General features: G+C 68.6%; 18 protein-coding genes. 9 read left to right on the top strand and 9 right to left on the bottom strand.

Annotated features, from left to right (window positions below; translation table 11 throughout):
- Positions 1 to 106 precede the first annotated feature (106 nt).
- Positions 107 to 1,042: a hydrogen peroxide-inducible genes activator gene (locus D0T12_RS06485; protein WP_117398486.1), complete on the bottom strand. Its 936-nt coding sequence runs from the start codon at positions 1,040 to 1,042 to the stop codon at positions 107 to 109.
- A 319-nt stretch (positions 1,043 to 1,361) separates the two neighbouring features.
- Between D0T12_RS06485 and D0T12_RS06480 the strand changes: the two genes are divergently transcribed.
- Together D0T12_RS06480 and D0T12_RS06475 are read left to right on the top strand one after the other, a co-directional pair.
- A complete protein-coding gene (locus D0T12_RS06480; RefSeq protein WP_117398484.1) occupies positions 1,362 to 1,916 on the top strand; it encodes a peroxiredoxin in 555 nt (184 codons plus the stop codon).
- Between the two features lies 1 nt (position 1,917).
- Positions 1,918 to 2,460 (top strand): carboxymuconolactone decarboxylase family protein, encoded by a 543-nt coding sequence (locus D0T12_RS06475; RefSeq protein WP_117398482.1) that lies wholly within the window; start codon positions 1,918 to 1,920, stop codon positions 2,458 to 2,460.
- A gap of 61 nt (positions 2,461 to 2,521) precedes the next feature.
- Here the strand turns inward: D0T12_RS06475 and guaA are convergent, their stop codons facing one another.
- Positions 2,522 to 4,096, bottom strand: coding sequence for a glutamine-hydrolyzing GMP synthase (gene guaA, locus D0T12_RS06470; protein ID WP_117398480.1), 1,575 nt, complete (start codon positions 4,094 to 4,096; stop codon positions 2,522 to 2,524).
- A gap of 219 nt (positions 4,097 to 4,315) precedes the next feature.
- On the opposite strand from guaA, the gene D0T12_RS06465 reads away from it, so the two are divergent.
- On the top strand, positions 4,316 to 5,242 hold the full coding sequence (locus tag D0T12_RS06465) for a zinc metalloprotease (protein ID WP_233525869.1): 927 nt from the start codon (positions 4,316 to 4,318) through the stop codon (positions 5,240 to 5,242).
- 60 nt (positions 5,243 to 5,302) lie between these two features.
- Here D0T12_RS06465 and D0T12_RS06460 read toward each other — a convergent pair whose 3' ends face one another.
- Entirely contained in the window at positions 5,303 to 6,025 is a 723-nt protein-coding gene (locus D0T12_RS06460) for a DNA alkylation repair protein (protein WP_117398478.1), read from the bottom strand.
- Between the two features lie 171 nt (positions 6,026 to 6,196).
- Here D0T12_RS06460 and D0T12_RS06455 point away from each other — a divergent pair, with 171 nt between their 5' ends.
- Complete coding sequence (locus D0T12_RS06455) at positions 6,197 to 7,099, top strand: zinc metalloprotease (RefSeq protein ID WP_117398476.1); 903 nt, start codon at positions 6,197 to 6,199, stop codon at positions 7,097 to 7,099.
- Positions 7,100 to 7,160: 61 nt separating this feature from the next.
- Here D0T12_RS06455 and D0T12_RS06450 read toward each other — a convergent pair whose 3' ends face one another.
- Both D0T12_RS06450 and D0T12_RS06445 read right to left on the bottom strand, forming a co-directional pair.
- Positions 7,161 to 8,900 carry a GMC oxidoreductase gene (locus D0T12_RS06450; RefSeq protein WP_117398474.1) on the bottom strand — a complete coding sequence of 580 codons (1,740 nt, stop codon included), beginning with the start codon at positions 8,898 to 8,900 and terminating at the stop codon, positions 7,161 to 7,163.
- 8 nt (positions 8,901 to 8,908) lie between these two features.
- The gene (locus D0T12_RS06445; protein WP_117398472.1) at positions 8,909 to 10,471 is read right to left on the bottom strand and encodes a succinic semialdehyde dehydrogenase; all 1,563 of its coding nucleotides are present in this window, start codon (positions 10,469 to 10,471) and stop codon (positions 8,909 to 8,911) included.
- Positions 10,472 to 10,708: 237 nt separating this feature from the next.
- On the opposite strand from D0T12_RS06445, the gene D0T12_RS06440 reads away from it, so the two are divergent.
- Positions 10,709 to 11,323: a TetR/AcrR family transcriptional regulator gene (locus D0T12_RS06440; RefSeq protein WP_117398471.1), complete on the top strand. Its 615-nt coding sequence runs from the start codon at positions 10,709 to 10,711 to the stop codon at positions 11,321 to 11,323.
- Between the two features lie 97 nt (positions 11,324 to 11,420).
- On the top strand, positions 11,421 to 11,888 hold the full coding sequence (locus D0T12_RS06435) for a hypothetical protein (RefSeq protein ID WP_199487321.1): 468 nt from the start codon (positions 11,421 to 11,423) through the stop codon (positions 11,886 to 11,888).
- 29 nt (positions 11,889 to 11,917) lie between these two features.
- Here the strand turns inward: D0T12_RS06435 and D0T12_RS06430 are convergent, their stop codons facing one another.
- Together D0T12_RS06430 and D0T12_RS06425 are read right to left on the bottom strand one after the other, a co-directional pair.
- Positions 11,918 to 12,277, bottom strand: a complete 360-nt coding sequence (locus D0T12_RS06430) for a hypothetical protein (protein ID WP_147339414.1) — start codon at positions 12,275 to 12,277, stop codon at positions 11,918 to 11,920.
- A gap of 20 nt (positions 12,278 to 12,297) precedes the next feature.
- Positions 12,298 to 12,696: an ATP-binding protein gene (locus tag D0T12_RS06425; protein ID WP_117398469.1), complete on the bottom strand. Its 399-nt coding sequence runs from the start codon at positions 12,694 to 12,696 to the stop codon at positions 12,298 to 12,300.
- A gap of 138 nt (positions 12,697 to 12,834) precedes the next feature.
- Between D0T12_RS06425 and D0T12_RS06420 the strand changes: the two genes are divergently transcribed.
- From D0T12_RS06420 to D0T12_RS06410, 3 genes are read left to right on the top strand one after another with little or no spacing between them, the layout of a single operon-like run.
- A complete protein-coding gene (locus D0T12_RS06420; RefSeq protein WP_117398468.1) occupies positions 12,835 to 13,641 on the top strand; it encodes a helix-turn-helix domain-containing protein in 807 nt (268 codons plus the stop codon).
- On the top strand, positions 13,632 to 13,817 hold the full coding sequence (locus D0T12_RS06415; RefSeq protein WP_117398467.1) for a DUF397 domain-containing protein: 186 nt from the start codon (positions 13,632 to 13,634) through the stop codon (positions 13,815 to 13,817). Before D0T12_RS06420 ends, D0T12_RS06415 begins: the two co-directional genes overlap by 10 nt.
- 31 nt (positions 13,818 to 13,848) lie before the next feature.
- On the top strand, positions 13,849 to 14,034 hold the full coding sequence (locus D0T12_RS06410) for a DUF397 domain-containing protein (protein ID WP_117398466.1): 186 nt from the start codon (positions 13,849 to 13,851) through the stop codon (positions 14,032 to 14,034).
- Positions 14,035 to 14,083: 49 nt separating this feature from the next.
- On the opposite strand, the gene D0T12_RS06405 is transcribed toward D0T12_RS06410, so the two are convergent.
- Positions 14,084 to 15,817, bottom strand: coding sequence for a glycerol-3-phosphate dehydrogenase/oxidase (locus D0T12_RS06405; RefSeq protein WP_117398945.1), 1,734 nt, complete (start codon positions 15,815 to 15,817; stop codon positions 14,084 to 14,086).
- A 109-nt stretch (positions 15,818 to 15,926) separates the two neighbouring features.
- Positions 15,927 to 17,042, bottom strand: a complete 1,116-nt coding sequence (locus D0T12_RS06400) for a GuaB3 family IMP dehydrogenase-related protein (protein WP_117398464.1) — start codon at positions 17,040 to 17,042, stop codon at positions 15,927 to 15,929.
- Positions 17,043 to 17,125: the final 83 nt, after the last annotated feature.

Raw genomic sequence — 17,125 nt, 5'->3', positions numbered from 1 at the left:
CGATTGCCAGGCCGTCCCCTGACACAGACTTGACCTCTCCTGGAGACCGTTGACCGCCGGGTGACCGTCCCGACGGACGGCTTCAGCGCGGGTTCAGGCCGGGCCGTCAGGCGAGCCGGACACCCGCCGGGAACCCCGTCTCGGCGACGGCGTCGCGGACGCTCTCGGCGAGCGTCTCGAACTCCCCGGCCCGCGGCGACGTCGACCGGAACCCGAGCCCGATCCGCCGGTGCGGGGCGGGCGCGGCGAACCGGTGCACCGACAGGTTCGGCGCGCGGCGGGTCTCCACGGGCAGCGCGGTCTCCGGGACGAGCGTCACCCCGAGCCCGCCCGACACGAGCTGCACCAGCGTCGCCAGACTCGTCGCGTAGGTGGCGGCCGCCCGAGCGCCGACCTCCCGGCAGACGTCCAGGGCCTGGTCGCGCAGGCAGTGCCCCTTGTTGAGCAGGATGACGTCCAGGTCGTTCAGCACGGCCCGCGAGACGCCCGCCGACCCGGGCGCCAGCTCGAACTCGGCGGGCGCCGCGAGCACGAAGTCCTCGTCGTAGAGGGGGATCTCGGTGACGCCCGACTCGGGCATGGGCAGCGCCAGCAGGACGACGTCGAGGCGTCCGGCGAGGAGTTCCGCGACGATCTGGTCGGTCTGCTCCTCGTGCACCGAAAGCTCCAGCTTCGGGTACTCCTTGGCGAGCCTCGGCAGGACGATCGGCAGCAGGTACGGCGCGACGGTCGGGATGACGCCCACGCTGAGCGGCCCCACCAGCGGCCCCCGGACGGCCCTGACCTCCTCGACCAGCCGGTCGAGCTCCGCCATGACCACCTCGGCCCGCCGCGCGACCCGCCGACCCGCCGGGGTGAGCAGGACCTTCCGGGTCGTCCGCTCGACGAGCCGGGTCTCCAGGGTGTCCTCCAGCGCGGCCACCGCCCCGGACAGCGCGGGCTGGCTCATCCGCAACGCGGCGGCGGCGTCCCCGAAATGCAGATGCTCGGCGAGCGCGAGGAACGCCCGCAACTGAGCCACCGTCGGTTTATTGATCGCCATCCCACCTCGAACTTTACCCGCGCCTCATCACGGAAAGTGACCCGCGCGGGTCGTTCGAGGGTGTCCGGACGAGTGACGTTCCCCACTCGGCCGCCACAGAGAGTGATGCCCACCGAGGCCGTCGCCACGAAGCCCCAGCTCACCACGCTGCGAGGTGTGATTGATAGGTAGCTCCTATGGCTGGTCGGAGACGGATCGATTTCTCTTCTCCAAGGAGCTACGGCACGCTGAGTGACATCGGCCGCCGAACCGGAGCACGGCGGCCCGCCGGCGCCTTCCTCGATGGAGGCGCATCCCTCAGCTACGACGAAGGAGCAACGTGCTTACTGTCGGTGACCAGTTCCCCGAGTACGAGCTCACCGCCTGCGTCTCGCTCGACCCGGACAACGCCTTCGAGAAGATCCACCACAAGTCCTACGAGGGCATGTGGCGCGTCGTGTTCTTCTGGCCGAAGGACTTCACGTTCGTGTGTCCGACGGAGATCGCCGAGTTCGGGCGTCTCAACGAGGACTTCGCCGACCGCGACGCCCAGGTGCTCGGCGCGTCCGTCGACAACGAGTTCGTCCACTTCGCCTGGCGTAAGGACCACCCGGACCTGCGGGACATACCGTTCCCGATGATGTCCGACCTGAACCGGGAGCTGTCGTCCGCCCTCGGCATCCTCACCGAGGACGGTGTGGCGCAGCGCGCGACGTTCATCGTCGACCCGAACAACGAGATCCAGTTCAGCATGGTGACCGCCGGTTCCGTCGGCCGGAACGTCAAGGAGGTCCTGCGGGTGCTGGACGCGTTGCAGAGCGACGAGCTGTGCCCCTGCAACTGGAACAAGGGCGAGGACACGCTCGACGCGGGCAAGCTGCTGGCCGGGGTCTGACATGGGAGTCGACGCGCTGAAGTCCGCCCTTCCGGGCTACGCCAAGGACACCAAGCTCAACCTGGGCTCGCTGACCTCGACCTCGCAGCTCACCGACCAGCAGCTGTGGGGGACTGTGCTGGCCTGCGCCTTCGCCACGCGCAGCGCCGTCGTCATCCGCGAACTGGCCGAGGACGCGGGCGACCACCTGTCCGCCGAGGCGTTCGAGGCGGCCAAGGGCGCCGCCTCGATCATGGCGATGAACAACGTGTACTACCGCGCCACCCACCTGATCGGGGACGAGACGTACGCGACGCTGCCCGCCAAGCTGCGGATGTCCATCATCGGCCGCCCCGGGGTGGACAAGGTGGACTTCGAGCTGTGGTGCCTGGCCGTGTCCGCCGTCAACGGGTGCGGACGGTGCCTGGAGTCGCACGAGAAGGTCCTCCGCGAGGCGGGGCTGTCGCGGGAACTCGTCCAGGAGGCGCTGCGCGTCGCCGCCGTCGTGAACGCGACCGCCGCGACCCTCGACGCCGAGGCCGTGCTGGCCCCGGCCGCCGTCTGACAACGCGACACGCGAAAGGCCCGGGTGCGAACCGCACCCGGGCCTTCTCACGCGTGGGGGATCACTCCCATTCGATGGTGCCCGGCGGCTTGGACGTGATGTCGACCGTGACCCGGTTGACCTCGCGGACCTCGTTGGTGATGCGGGTCGAGATCCGCCGCAGCAGGTCGTAGGGGAGTTTCGCCCAGTCGGCCGTCATCGCGTCCTCGCTCGTCACCGGGCGCAGCACGATCGGGTGGCCGTAGGTGCGGCTGTCGCCCTGGACGCCGACGGACCGGATGTCGGCCAGCAGCACGACGGGGAACTGCCAGATGTCGCGGTCGAGCCCGGCGGCGGTGAGTTCCTCGCGGGCGATCGCGTCCGCGTCGCGGAGGATGTCGAGACGCTCGCGGGTGACGGCGCCGATGATGCGGATGCCGAGGCCGGGGCCGGGGAACGGCTGGCGCCAGACGATCTCCGACGGCAGGCCGAGCTGCTCGCCGAGCGCGCGGACCTCGTCCTTGAACAGGCTCCGCAGCGGCTCGACCAGCGTGAACTGGAGATCGTCCGGAAGCCCGCCGACGTTGTGGTGCGACTTGATGTTGGCCGCGCCGGTGCCGCCGCCCGACTCGACGACGTCCGGGTAGAGGGTGCCCTGGACGAGGAACTCGACCGGTTCGGGCGCGTCCTCACCCACGATCTGCCGCGCGGCCTCCTCGAACACCCGGATGAACTCACGGCCGATGATCTTGCGCTTCTGCTCGGGGTCGGCGACGCCGTCGAGGGCCGCGAGGAAACGCTCCTGGGCGTCGACGACGTGCAGGTTCACCCCGGTCGCGGCCACGAAGTCCTTCTCGACCTGCTCGGGCTCGCCCTTGCGAAGCAGCCCGTGGTCGACGAACACGCAGGTCAGCTGGTCGCCGATGGCGCGCTGGACGAGCGCGGCGGCGACCGCGGAGTCCACTCCGCCGGACAGCCCGCAGATCGCCCGCTTCTGCCCCACCTGCTCCCGGACGGCCTCGATCGACTCGTCCGCGATGTTGACCATCGTCCAGTTCGGACGGCACCCGGCGCCCTCGTACAGGAACCGCCGCAGCACCTCCATGCCCTGTTCGGTGTGCAGCACCTCGGGATGGAACTGGACGCCGAAGAAGCCGCGTTCGCGGTCTTCCATGCCCGCGACCGGCGTCACGTCGGTACTGGCCGTCACGATGAACCCGGACGGCGCGCGGCTGACATGGTCGCGGTGCGACATCCACACCGGCTGCTCGTGCGGCAGCCCGGCGAACAGCATGCCGGGGGCCGCGACGGTGAGGGTCGCGCCACCGAACTCGGCGACGTCGGAGTTCTCCACCGTGCCGCCGAGGGCCTTCGCCATCACCTGGTGGCCGTAGCAGATCCCGAACGTCGGGACGCCGAGATCGAACAGCCCGTCCGGCGCGGCCGGGGCGCCCTCCTCGTACACCGACGCCGGGCCGCCCGACAGGATGATCGCCTTCGGTTTCCGGGCGAGCATCTCCGCCGCGGACATGGTGGACGGCACGATCTCGCTGAACACGTGGCACTCGCGGACACGCCGTGCGATGAGCTGCGCGTACTGCGCGCCGAAGTCGACGACGAGAACGGTGTCAAAGGACTGGTCTGCGACCACCAACAACGCCTTTCGCAAGGGCCGGAACGACCCCTTCAGTCTACGGGCCGCCCACCCGCGCCGACGCGCGCACCCTGTCGCCGCCGTCACAACATGCGATCCACCGATAACGGTCGGCATCCGTTTACCTTGATCACACTCGTGGGAAGACTTCGCTCTGATACCTGTTGATGACGCCCCGTGTTCACATGGTTCCCGTCCGCAAGCGTCCTCCCTAGGAGTGCCGTGAAGCTGCTCGCCGTCACCGCCCTGATCGCCGCCTTCGTCCCGGCCCTGCCGTCCGGTGCCGCGACGGGCGCCGCCGCGTCTCCGGACGACTGCGCGCACGCCGACGCGCGGCTCCGGCCGGGAACGCACGACCACCGGGAGCACAACGACCTGACTCCTCGGGAGGCCGCCGACGTCGAACAGCGCCTCGACCGGGTTCTGCGCGGGCTGGGCATCGACCCGGACCGTCAGTCGACCGGCGCCGCCCTGCGCGTCGCCGCTCCGCTCCACGTTCCCGTCTATTTCCACGTGCTCCACAACGGCGCGAAGGGCAACGTGTCCGCCGCGGCGATCGAACGTCAGATCAGCACGTTGAACGATTCCTACGCCGGACGGAACGGAGGCGCGGACACCCAGGTCTCCTTCGAACTCCGCGCCGTGACCCGCACCGACAACGCGGCCTGGTTCAACGACCCCGAACGGTACGAGCAGACGTACAAAGCCCGGCTGCGCAAGGGCGGCAAGAGCACACTGAATCTGTACAGCAGCCACATAGGCGGAGACCTGCTCGGCTGGTCGACGTTCCCGTGGAAGTACAAGACCGAGCCGAAGCTGGACGGTGTGACCATCCATTACGGCAGCATGCCGGGCGGTGCCATCGACAACTTCAACAAGGGGTTCAGCGCCACCCACGAGGTCGGCCACTGGCTGGGGCTCTACCACACGTTCCAGGACGGCTGCGGAGGCAAGGGCGACCGGGTCGCGGACACCCCCGCCGAACGCGACCCCACCAACGGCTGCCCGACCGGCAAGGACACCTGCCCCTCCCCCGGCGCGGACCCGGTGCACAACTACATGGACTACAGCTACGACACGTGCATGACGTCGTTCACCGCCGGTCAGGGCGCCCGCATCCACAAGGTGTGGAAGGCCTACCGCGCCTAGCCGCCTAGCCGCCTAGCCGCCTGCCGCCTGCCGCCTGTTCGTCCAGCCGTGCTGAGCGCGTCAGCGGTTGAGGATGAGGGCGGCGTCCTCCTCCGGAAGCCGGCGAGCGGCCTCCCGTAGCGTGACACCGGACAGGACACCGGTTCGGGGGAGGACCCAGGCCACCACCCATTCCGGGTCCTTCTTCGACAGTTCACGCAGGACCCAGCCGAGGGCCTTGCGGATGAAGAAGCCGGTCTCACCGAGCACGGCGTTCCCGAACCGGTCGAGTCTCTCCAGGTCGGGGTTGCCCGCCCGGACGCCCGCGAGGAGGGCCAGGACGGCCGTGCGCCGGATCCACATGTAGGGGTCGCGGACCCACGCGTCCAGGACGGCGCCCAGGTCCGGGTACCGGAGGACGAGCCCGCCGACGACCTTTTCCGCGAGAGCGTCCACGTACACCCAGCTCGCCGAGTCGCGGACGAACCGTTCCGCCAGCCGGACGTCCCGTGGCTCCAGCAGCGCGGCCCGCTTGACGAGGACCTCTATCGCGGCCATGCGCGCCTCATGCACCGGGCGCCCCTCGTCGGTCACGCCCCAGAGGGCTTCGGCAAGAGTGACCAACTCGTCCCGGGTCGGTTCGGTCCTTACCGCCGACAACGCCACCTTGCGCAGCGCCGGGACGGTCACGCCGATGTGGAACAGGTCGCTCTTCAGGTACCGCTTTTCCTTCTCGGCCCGAACCGGGTCCGCCTGTGCCCGCATCTCCGCCAGTACGCGCGCCACCTCGTGTCCCACGTCCATGCGGACACGCTACGCCGCGACGCTAGGGCGCCGTATTCAGCGTTGAGCGCCCCAATTCGTCCAGATTTGCCAAAGACGTAATGTTTACTCCGATCCACTCTGGTTCCAGCATTAACTCCGCTCCCCCGATGCGCGCGCCTCCACGCCCGCGCAAGCCCCCCGAGGAGTTCCATGAACCGCGCTGGAATCGTCAGCGTCGTCGGCATACTCGCCACCGCCACGGCGTACGCCCCCGCCGCCCTGGCCGCCCCCCTCGCCCCGGCCGCCTCGGCCGCACCGTCCGCCGCCTGCGCCGACCAGCCCGCGCAGGCCCGTGTTCGAGCCGGAGCCCACGTCACCGAACGCAACCAGCCCGGCCCGGCCCAGGTCGCGGCGATGGAGAAGGACTTCCGGTCCCGCCTCGGCAAGCTGCCGAAGAAGCGCACCAACGCGATCAACGTCCGCGTGCACTTCCAGGTCGTCTACGGCAGCGCAGGAAACGTGTCGGACGCGACGCTGAAGAAGCAGCTCGACGTCCTCAACGCCGCCTACGCCGGTAGTGGTGTGACGTTCACGCACGCCGCGACCAAGCGGACGCAGAACGCGGCCTGGTTCTCCGACCCCGAGCGCAACGAGCGGGCGATGAAGACCGCCCTGCGCCAGGGCAACGCGCAGGACCTCAACTTCTACACGGCCGACCTCGGCAACAGCCTCCTCGGCTGGGCCACGTTCCCGAGCAGCTACCGCAACTCGCCCGTGATGGACGGTGTCGTCGTCCACTACCAGAGCCTGCCGGGCGGCACGCTCGCCGAGTACAACGAGGGCGACACCGGTACCCACGAGGTGGGCCACTGGATGGGCCTCTACCACACGTTCCAGGGCGCCTGCTCCGGCGAGGGCGACCAGGTCGCCGACACCCCGGCCGAGGAGAGCCCCGCGTCCGGCTGCCCGACGGGCCGCGACACCTGCCCCTCCGCCGGAGTCGACCCGATCCACAACTACATGGACTACAGCTACGACGCCTGCATGACCGAGTTCACGCCCGGTCAGAACCAGCGCATGCAGTCCCAGTGGTCCACCTACCGCGCGCAGTGATGCGTGACGCGGCGGGAACCGTGAGGTTCTCGCCGCGTCCGTCCGCCGGGCGGTGGCCCGGTCAGGTGATGTCGACGATCGGAAGGCGCAACGCCCCCGGCGCACCGACCGGAACGACCGGGTTCTTCGGCGCCACGGGCCCGAGCCGCCGATAGGGGGCGCCGACGGCGGGACGCGGGTCGTCCTCACCCCGGTTCGGCCAGAACGCCATGGCCCGCTCGGCCTGCGCGGTGATGGTCAGCGAAGGGTTGACGCCCAGGTTGGCGGAGACGGCGGAGCCGTCCACGACGTGCAGGCCCGGATGCCCGTAGACCCGGTGGTAGGGGTCGATGACACCCGTCTCGGCGGAGTCGCCGATCGCGCATCCGCCGAGGAAGTGGGCCGTCATCGGAACGTCGAACAGGTCGCCCCACGTGCCGCCGGGGATGCCGCCGATCTCCTCCGCGACCAGCCGGGTCGCCTCGTGGCCCTCCGGAATCCAGGTCGGGTTGGGCTCGCCGTGCCCGGTGTCCGCGCGGACGTCCCACCCGAACGGTCCCCGCCTGGGCCTCAGCGTGATCGAGTTGTCGCGGGTCTGCATGACGAGCGCGATGACCGTCCGCTCCGACCAGCGCCGTACGTTGAGCATCTGGAGCATGTCACGGGGACGGCGCACCACCTGCCGGACGAACTTCACCAGGCGGGGCGTGTGCTTCTCGCCGGGCCGGTCACCGTCCACGAGCAGCGTCTGGAGACCGCCGAGGAGGTTGGAGCCGCGCCCGTACCGGACGGGTTCGATGTGCGTGTCCGGAGCCGGGTGGAACGACGACGTGATCGCGACGCCCGTGGAATAGTCGGGGCCCGGCCTGCCGCCCGCCCGGCCGCCGCCGAGGATCGCCTCCGAGTTGGTGCGGGTCAGGGCGCCGAGCCGGTCGGACAGGTTCGGGAGGCGGCCGGTCGCCTTCAGCTTGTGCAGGAGCTTCTGCGTCCCGTACGTCCCGGCGGCGAAGACGACCTGCCCGGCGGTGAACGTCTTGCGGTCACGTCCGAACGACCCGGTCCGCACGATCTCGACCTCGTAGCCGCCGTCCACCGGCCGCACGCTCGTCACGCGGCTGAGCGGCATCACCCGCGCCCCCGCCTTCTCCGCGAGGTACAGGTAGTTCTCCGTCAGCATGTTCTTCGCGCCGTGGCGGCAGCCCACCATGCACTCGCCGCATTCCGAACAGCCGCGCCGCCGCGGCCCCGCCCCGCCGAAGTACGGGTCGGCGCTCTCGACGCCAGGCCCCTCCCCGAAGTAGACCCCGACCGGCGTCGGAACGAACGTGTCGCCCCTGCCCATCCGGTCGGCGACCCGCCGCATCACCTTGTCGGCCTCGGTGGTCGTCGGGTTCTGGACGACGCCGAGCATTCTCCGCGCCTGCTCGTAGTAGGGCGTCAACTCGTCCTGCCAGTCGGTGATGTGCGCCCACTGCCGGTCCTTGAAGAACGGCTCCGGCGGGACGTACAGGGTGTTGGCGTAGTTCAGCGACCCGCCCCCGACCCCCGCGCCCGCCAGTACCATCACCCGGCTCGACTTCTTGCCGCGAATCAAATGGATGCGTTGGATTCCGGTGAGCCCGAGCGCCGGTGCCCACAGATACCGGCTGACGCGCCAGTTCGTCTTGGGCAGCTCCGGATACCGCGCCCCCGGCTCCCCGGTGTCGAACCGGCGACCCGCCTCGATCACCCCGACCCGGTACCCCTTCTCGACCAGCCGCAGCGCCGACACGCTGCCCCCGAACCCCGATCCGACGACGAGCACGTCGAAGTCCTGCCGCACGGCCGCCCCTACCTGATCCGCAGCTTCTTCATGACCTTGACCCCGTTCGCCATGAGGTCGGCGAACCGCTCGAAGCTCATGTCACCCGGAGGCGCGAGATCCAGAATGTGCTGGCTCGCCACGGTCTGCGCCTCGGTGAACTTCAGCAGGCCCTCCGCCCCGTGGCGGCGTCCCACACCGGACTGCTTCATCCCGCCCATCGGCGAGTCGTAGGACCCGTACGCGGCGCCGTACCCGTCGTTGATGTTGACCGTCCCCGCCTGGATCCGCGCCGCGAGCCGCCGACCCCGCGCCGGGTCGCTCGTCCACACCGACGCGTTCAACCCGTACGGCGTGTCGTTGGCTCGGGCGATGACGTCGTCCTCGTCCCGATACCGGTAGAGCGCGACGACCGGGCCGAACGTCTCGTCCGCCCAGACCTCCATCCCCTCGTCCACACCCTCAAGAACCGTGGGCTCATAGAACAACGGCCCGATGTCAGGACGGGGCTTACCCCCCACGAGCACGGTCGCGCCCTTCTCAACGGCCTGGTCGACCTGCCGAACCACCGCGTCCAACTGCCGCCGAAAAGTCAGCGACCCCATCTCGGCGTCGAAATCCAACCCGGTCCCGAGCCGCATCCCCTTGACCAGCTCGACGAACCTCGCCACGAACCGGTCATAGACGTCCTCGTGCACATACATCCGCTCCATCGAGACGCACAGCTGCCCGGCGTTGGTGAAGCACGCCCGGACGGCACCCCTCGCCGTGCGCTCCACATCGGCGTCCGCCATGACGATCATCGGGTTCTTGCCGCCGAGCTCCAGCGAGTAGCCGACGAGCCGCGGCGCGACCTTCTCCGCGATCGCCCTGCCACCCCGCGTCGAGCCGGTGAACGCCACATAGTCGGCGTTCTCCACCAGCGGGTCACCGATCTCGTCCGGTTCACCGACCACGACCTGCCACAGATCCCGGGGCAGCCCGAGCCCCACCAACAGATCCACGACCCACAAACCGGACAGACACGTCTGGGTGTCCGGCTTGTGGATCACCGCGTTGCCCGCCATCAGCGCGGGCACGACGTCCCCCGGCCCCAACGCGAACGGGTAGTTCCAGGGCGCGATCACCGCCACGACACCCTTCGGATGCCGCAGCTCCCGCACCCGCGTCAGCCCGGGCAGCGGCCCCTGCCTGCGCCGCGGCCTCAGCAGCCGCGCCGCCCGCCGCGCGTAGTACAGCGAGCACAACGCCACGTCGAGGAACTCCTCCATGGCATGGCGGCGCGCCTTGCCCGTCTCCAACTGGATCAGGTCGAGAATCTCGTCACGCCGGTCGACGAGCGCGTCCACGAACCTGAGGAACGGCTTGACCCGCTCCCCCACCGGCACCCGCGCCCACGCCGCCTGCGCCGCACGCCCACGCTCATAGGCCGCGAGAACGTCATCACTCGTCGAGACCGGAACGACCGCCAGCGCCTCCCCCGTGAACGGACGGGAGACCGTCGCCGTCTCCCCACCGCCCGAGGCGACATGCGACACCAGCCGATCGACCAACGTCTGGGGCAGCGCGCGCTCGACCGTCGGAGATGCCATGAACGCCAGCGTATGCCCCCCACCCACCCCTGGCTACCCGCTGGTAATGAGCCGCCTGGGCGATTTGCCAAGCTCCTCCCACTCCTTGGCCTCCCCCGTCCGAACGGAGCGTTCCAACCTAGGCGGACTTCCGCAACTCGCGGACTGACCATGCTCAACCGGTGTATTCCGAAGGAGGAGGAGATTCTCAGCGCGCGGCCCTCGAACGCGCGTGTCCGCACACGGAGGGGAGAACGCATGAGGGACACCCACGGCGGCCATCCCGAGGGTGACACGGCGCCCGCACGACCGTCCGACCGCCGCGAGCAGACCCGCACCGCGCTGCTCACCGCCGCCGAACGCCTCTGGGCCGAACGCGGCATCCACGGAGCCTCACTCGACGACATCGCCGCCGCCGCGGGCCTCACCAAGGGCGCCGTCTACTCCAATTTCACCGGGAAGACCGACCTCCTCCTGGCCCTGATGGAGCGTTTCACCAGCGACCCCACCCGCACCGACGTCTGCGACGAACTCCGCGCCGCCGAAAAGGACGGCGACGCCACGGGCCGCTCCTCGTCCCGCCACGAACCCGACGAACGCGCCCGCCAGCTCGCCCTGCTCCTCGTCGAGTTCTGGCTCTACGGCATGCGCGACTACGCCGCCGGTTGGCGCATCGCCGACTGGTACGCCGAACGCCGCGCCCGCCTGGCCAGCCAACTCGACCCCGACGACGCCATCGCCCCCCACGAACGCGCCACCCTCACCCTGGCCCTCGACTTCGGCTTAGCCTTCCAACACCTCCTGGACCCGGCCCGAGTCCCCGCCGACCTCTACAAAACTGGCAAAAACCTCATGCAAGGCCGCCCGAACTAGCCAATCTCCAGGTCAAATGCCGGTGAGCCGCTCAACGCCCGGCCGACCGACCGTCAACGCTGACCAGTGAGCCGTGGAACGGGAGGGTGGGCGTCCGGTGACAGAGCCCGAACCGGTGCTGATGGCACTGCACGAGCAGCACTACAAGCTGATGTGGCAGGGATTGAAGAAGCACGAGTTCCGCCGTCGCTACATGGAGGGGCGGCCGACCCGCTGGTTCGTGTACCTGACCGCGCCGCTGGCTCGGCTGACGGCGGTGATCGACCTGGGCCCGCCGGTGGTGGACGTCCCAGACCGGATCGCCGCCATCGCCGAGCAGGCCCAGGCCGGAAACGGAGCCAGGGTGCTGGAGTACCTCAAAGGGCTGGATCGGGGGTTCGCCATCCCGATCCTGCGCGTGAGCGAGTACCCCGGCCTGTCGATCGAGGACCTGCGCAACGAGCTGGGATCATTCCAGCCCCCACAGGCGTACATCCGGTTGCGCCGCCACGAACACCTGCTCGCGGTGTGCGAAAAGTTCGCGGCCGAGACTCCGACCCGCCAACTGTCGGTGCGTCATCGGTAGTCGGCGGTAGGCATCGGCCTCGACTGATCTCACCAGGCGTTGCCTGGAAACATGCGGTGTTTGAGGAGCTTGTCGATCTCCTCGGCCGCCGCCTTCACGTCCCCGCAGGGGGAGAGGTAGCCGCGCCTGCCGCGCCGGGCCTCGTGGTACGCCCACATCTGGTTCGCCACGGCACGGGCGTTCACGACGGTCCCCACGTGGCTGTGCGGGCTGGAGACGTACACCCAGAGCAGAGGCTCCCAGAGCATCGGCAGGGCGACCGGGGTCGGACACTCCTCGGGACGGTAGAGACGGACGGACCGATATCCCAACGGCTTGAGCGCGGCGCTGAGCGTGTCCAGATAACAGGCGGCCGTCGAACGTCCGAGGCGCGTGCGTAGCCTGAGCATGCGCCGTTCCATTCGAACGCTCAGCGGTCGAGTTTGGCCCATACGATCTTCCCTCCCTCACTGATCGGTCGGACGCCCCAGTCGCGCACCAGAAGCGACATTGCGAAGAGGCCGCGCCCCGACTCGGCGGAACCTTCGACCTCCTGAACGACGGGCATTTCCGCTCCCTGATCCCACACCTCCAAGACCACGGAGCCGTCCTGCCCGTCCTCGAAGATCCGGATAACGATCTGTCCGGTTCCGACGTGTTCGTAGGTATTGGTAACCAATTCGCTGAGAACGGTACGCCCCACATAGTCGTCTGCGATCCCTAGATCGCAGAAGCACTTGGCGAGGAAGTCCCTCGCGTACTTCGGCGCATTAACGGTGGGACTGAGGACCAGCGTGGACACCTCGGGAACCTGGGCGATTGCGGGCATCGGTACGACCTTTGCAGTCGATTCTTTGACTGCCCACATCAACGCACGGAAAGGCGTACCCTTAATGGTAGAAGCGCGAAGCAGCCGCAACTGACTAACAATTATTCAACGCCCAATCACCATGAAAGGAAGATCGACATGACATCTACCAGCGAAAACAGGATGCCGGTGGACCCCGAGCTGCTCGGATTCGCTAACGAGTTCAAGCGCAGGCGAGAAGCGGCCGGACTCAACCAGGCCCAACTCGCCCGGCTGGTCAGCGTCCAGCGCTCCTACATCAGCCACGTAGAGCGAGGACGCACCAAGTGCCGCAGGGACTTCACCATGCGAGTAGACCGGGCACTCAACGCGAACGGAGAGCTAGTCGAATCCTGGGACGAGCTAGTAGAAAAGATTAAATCAACGAAGTATCCGACATACTTCGTCAACTACCCGAAGGTCGAAGCGTCCAGCGCGCTTCTACGCGGGTACCAAACGATGCTCGTCGACGGCCTCTTCCAAACAGAGGCGTACGCGAGGTTCCTCCTCCCCCACGAGGAGGACTTTCAGAGCAGGATGCGGAGACAGGAAGTCCTCAAAAGGATCCCTCCACCGGTTATCTCCGTGGTAATGGACGAGAGCGTCCTCTACCGCGAAGTCGACTGCCCGAAGACCATGCGTGATCAGCTCGAGTACCTAATCGAGCTGTCACACCGCGATCGCATCAACATTCAGATAGCACCCATGGGGTATTACCGAGGCATCAGAACGTCGTTCGCCATCGCGACGCTGCCCGACCAGCGTCAGATCGTGTACACGCAGAAGGCGTACGGAGGCGAGACTACGACCAAGCCTCTCGAGGTTGAGCTAACGGTCGAGAGCTTCGTTACACTCCAAGCGGAGGCGCACTGCGTAAAGGAGACGCGAGCGCTAATTAGAAGGGTGATAGACGAGAGATGGACCTGAGCACCGCTACCTGGCACAAGTCCTCACGCAGCGGCGATGATGGAGATCACTGTGTCGAGGTCACCAGCGTCCCGAGCGTCGTTGCGCTCCGTGACAGCAAAGACCCGAACGGCGGCAACATCCTCTTGACCCACAAAGACTTCCGCCACCTCACCAACACCCTCAAAGACCTTTAGAACAACACCGCCAGAGACCGGGATAGACGAAATGAATGTGAGCACCGCCACCTGGCGCAAGGCTTCCCGGAGCAGTGACAAGGGCGACAACTGCGTTGAGGTTGCCAGCGTTCCGAACATCGTTGCACTCCGTGACAGCAAAGACCCAGACGGCGCCAACATCCTCCTGACCCACGAGGACTTCCGCCACCTCACCCACACCCTCAAAAACCTTTGATGTTCAAAGTCCCTGGGCCCGAAGCGGGTACCAGGGGCTTTCTGTTCGGTCAGGCGGTGGGGACGATGTCGGGGGCGCCTCGGCGGTGGGCGTTGGCTTCCTGGTCGTCTTCCTGGATCTGGGAGGCGCGTTCGGCCTCTACGCGCTTGCGGTAGTACTCGATTTCGCGGTCGCGTTGTTTCTTCGACCAGCCGAGGACGGGGGCGAGGAGGTCGGCGGCCTCCTGGGCGACGCCGACGCCGCGGTCCCAGGTCTCGATGGAGATGCGGGTGCGGCGGGCGAGGACGTCGTTGAGGTGGCGGGCGCCCTCGTGGCTGGCGGCGTAGACGATCTCGGCGCGGAGGTAGTCCTCGGCGTTGCCGAGGGGTTTGCTCAGGTCGGGCTTCTCGGCGATCAGTTCGAGGAGGTCGTCGACGAGCGTGCCGTGGCGGCGCAGGAGGTGTTCGATGCGGGCGACGTGCAGGCCGGAGCGGGACGCGAGGCGGTGGCGGGCGTTCCACATGGCCTGGAAGCCGTCGCCGCCGACGAGCGGGATCCGATCGGTGCAGGACTCGGGGATCTTGCCGTCGAGACCGTGGGCGACGGCGTCGATGGCGTCCTTGGCCATGACACGGTAGGTGGTGTACTTGCCGCCCGCGACGAGGACGAGGCCGGGGACGGGGTGGGCGACCACGTGTTCGCGGGAGAGCTTCGAGGTCTCTTCGGTCTCGCCGGTGAGGAGGGGCCGCAGGCCCGCGTAGACGCCTTCGACGTCGTCGTGGGTGAGCGGGGTGGACAGGAACGCGTTGACGTGGTCGAGGATGTAGTCGATGTCGGCCTTGGACGCGGCGGGGTGGGCCTTGTCGAGGTCCCAGGCGGTGTCGGTGGTGCCGATGATCCAGTGGCGGCCCCACGGGATCACGAAGAGGACCGACTTCTCGGTGCGCAGGAGGATGCCCGCCGCGGAGTGGATGCGGTCCTTCGGGACGACGAGGTGGATCCCCTTCGACGCCTTGACGTGGATCTGCCCACGACCACCGACCAGTTCCTGGATGTCGTCCGTCCACACGCCGGTGGCGTTCACGACCTGTTTGGCGCGGACCTCGCTGGTCGTGTTGCCCTCAAGGTCGCGAATGCGCAGGCCGGTGACGCGTTCCCCTTCGCGGAGGAAGCCGATGCACTGGGTGCGGGACGCGATCTGCGCGCCGTACTCGGCGGCGGTGCGGAGCGCCATCATGACGAAGCGGGAGTCGTCCACCTGGGCGTCCCAGAGCTGGATGGCACCGACGAAGGAGTCCTTGCGGAGGGACGGGGCGACGCGCAGGGCGCCGCGCCGCGTCAGGTGCCGGTGGTGCGGGACGCCTCGGGTGCTGCCCATCTGGAACGCCAGCGCGTCGTAAAGGGCCACCCCGGCGCCGAAGTACGCGCGTTCCCACACGCGGTGGGTCGTGGGCAGCAGGAACGGGACGGGCCGCACCAGATGCGGGGCGATCTGCTGGAGGAGGAGACCGCGTTCGGTGAGAGCTTCCCGGACGAGGTCGAAGTTGTACTGCTCCAGATAGCGCAGCCCACCATGGATCAGTTTCGACGAGCGGGAGGACGTGCCGGACGCGAAGTCACGCGCCTCGACGACCGCGACGGACAGGCCCCGGGTGGCCGCGTCGAGCGCCGCGCCCGCGCCGACGATGCCGCCGCCGACGACGACCACGTCGAACTCCTCACGGGCCATGCGGTCCAGCGCCGCGGCCCGTTCGGCCGGGCCCAGCCGGGAGCTACCCAGGCCCGTCACAGGTGATCCCGTCATCGCGATTCCCCCCATAGCGGTTCGGTTCCGAGCGGTTACCTACCCCAGAGTAGGGAGGGGGCCACACCGGGAAGCGCCGATTCCGCGTGGGTTCGGTCTCAGGGTGATCTCAGTCGGCGAACCGGCGGGGGGCCACCACGACCTGGACCCGCTGGAACTCCTTCAGCTCCGTGTACCCGGACGTCGCCATCGCGCGCCGCAGGGCCCCGATGAGGTTCATCGAACCGTCCGCGACATGGGACGGGCCGTGCAGGATCTGCTCCATCGTCCCGATCGTCCCGAGTTCCAGCCGGGTGCCGCGCGGGACGTCGCCGTGGTGGGCCTCGCTGCCCCAGTGGTAGCCGCGTCCCGGCGCCTCGGTGGACCGGGCGAACGGCGACCCGACCATGACGGCGTCGGAGCCGCACGCGAACGCCTTGGCGATGTCACCGCTGTTGACCATGCCGCCGTCGGCGATGACGTGCACGTAGCGCCCGCCGGACTCGTCCATGTAGTCGCGGCGGGCGGCGGCGACGTCCGCGACCGCGGTGGCCATGGGGACGGCGACACCGAGGACGGTCCGCGTGGTGTGCCCGGACCCGCCGCCGAACCCGACGAGCACCCCGGCCGCGCCGGTGCGCATCAGGTGCAGCGCGGCGGTGTACGTGGAGCAGCCGCCGACGATGACGGGGACGTCCAGGTCGTAGATGAACTGCTTCAGGTTCAGCGGTTCGGCGCGTCCCGACACGTGCTCGGCGGACACGGTCGTGCCACGGATGACGAACAGGTCGACGCCCGCGTCGATGACGGCCTTGTGGAACTGGGCGGTGCGCTGCGGCGACAACCGGGCCGCGACGGTGACCCCGGCCTCGCGGATCTCCTCGATCCGGCGACCGATCAGCTCCTCCTTGATCGGCTCGGTGTAGATCTCCTGGAGGCGCTGGGTGGCGCGCACGTCGTCCAGCGAGGCGATCTCGGCGAGCAACGGCTCGGGGTTCTCGTAGCGGGTCCACAGCCCTTCGAGATCGAGCACGGCGAGGCCGCCGAGCCGTCCGACGGCGATGGCGGTGGCGGGGCTGACCACACTGTCCATCGGCGCGACGACCAGCGGCATCTCGAACCGGTAGGCGTCGATCTGCCAGGCGACGCTGACCTCCTCGGGATCACGCGTCCGGCGGGACGGCACGATGCCGATGTCGTCGAAGGCGTACGCCCGGCGGCCGCTCTTGCCCCGTCCGATCTCCACCTCAGCAGCCACTGCGCCCCTTCTTCCTCGCCCCGGCGCCGTGCCGGTCATCGTCCAGCCGGGTGTTCCCGCCGACCGCGGGA

Source organism: Actinomadura spongiicola (assembly GCF_003432485.1).
GTDB classification, from domain to species: domain Bacteria; phylum Actinomycetota; class Actinomycetes; order Streptosporangiales; family Streptosporangiaceae; genus Spirillospora; species Spirillospora spongiicola.
This window is presented reverse-complemented; position numbering and strand designations above follow the sequence as displayed.

What these genes read in the sequence shown, in the direction of transcription:
- D0T12_RS06430 (WP_147339414.1), bottom strand. Translation starts at nt 12,277, where the DNA reads ATGCTCAGGCTACGCACGCGCCTCGGACGTTCGACGGCCGCCTGTTAT.
- D0T12_RS06455 (WP_117398476.1), top strand. Translation starts at nt 6,197, where the DNA reads ATGAACCGCGCTGGAATCGTCAGCGTCGTCGGCATACTCGCCACCGCC.
- D0T12_RS06475 (WP_117398482.1), top strand. Translation starts at nt 1,918, where the DNA reads ATGGGAGTCGACGCGCTGAAGTCCGCCCTTCCGGGCTACGCCAAGGAC.
- D0T12_RS06445 (WP_117398472.1), bottom strand. Translation starts at nt 10,471, where the DNA reads ATGGCATCTCCGACGGTCGAGCGCGCGCTGCCCCAGACGTTGGTCGAT.
- D0T12_RS06415 (WP_117398467.1), top strand. Translation starts at nt 13,632, where the DNA reads ATGGACCTGAGCACCGCTACCTGGCACAAGTCCTCACGCAGCGGCGAT.
- D0T12_RS06485 (WP_117398486.1), bottom strand. Translation starts at nt 1,042, where the DNA reads ATGGCGATCAATAAACCGACGGTGGCTCAGTTGCGGGCGTTCCTCGCG.
- D0T12_RS06410 (WP_117398466.1), top strand. Translation starts at nt 13,849, where the DNA reads ATGAATGTGAGCACCGCCACCTGGCGCAAGGCTTCCCGGAGCAGTGAC.
- D0T12_RS06440 (WP_117398471.1), top strand. Translation starts at nt 10,709, where the DNA reads ATGAGGGACACCCACGGCGGCCATCCCGAGGGTGACACGGCGCCCGCA.
- D0T12_RS06425 (WP_117398469.1), bottom strand. Translation starts at nt 12,696, where the DNA reads ATGCCCGCAATCGCCCAGGTTCCCGAGGTGTCCACGCTGGTCCTCAGT.
- D0T12_RS06405 (WP_117398945.1), bottom strand. Translation starts at nt 15,817, where the DNA reads ATGACGGGATCACCTGTGACGGGCCTGGGTAGCTCCCGGCTGGGCCCG.
- D0T12_RS06460 (WP_117398478.1), bottom strand. Translation starts at nt 6,025, where the DNA reads ATGGACGTGGGACACGAGGTGGCGCGCGTACTGGCGGAGATGCGGGCA.
- D0T12_RS06420 (WP_117398468.1), top strand. Translation starts at nt 12,835, where the DNA reads ATGACATCTACCAGCGAAAACAGGATGCCGGTGGACCCCGAGCTGCTC.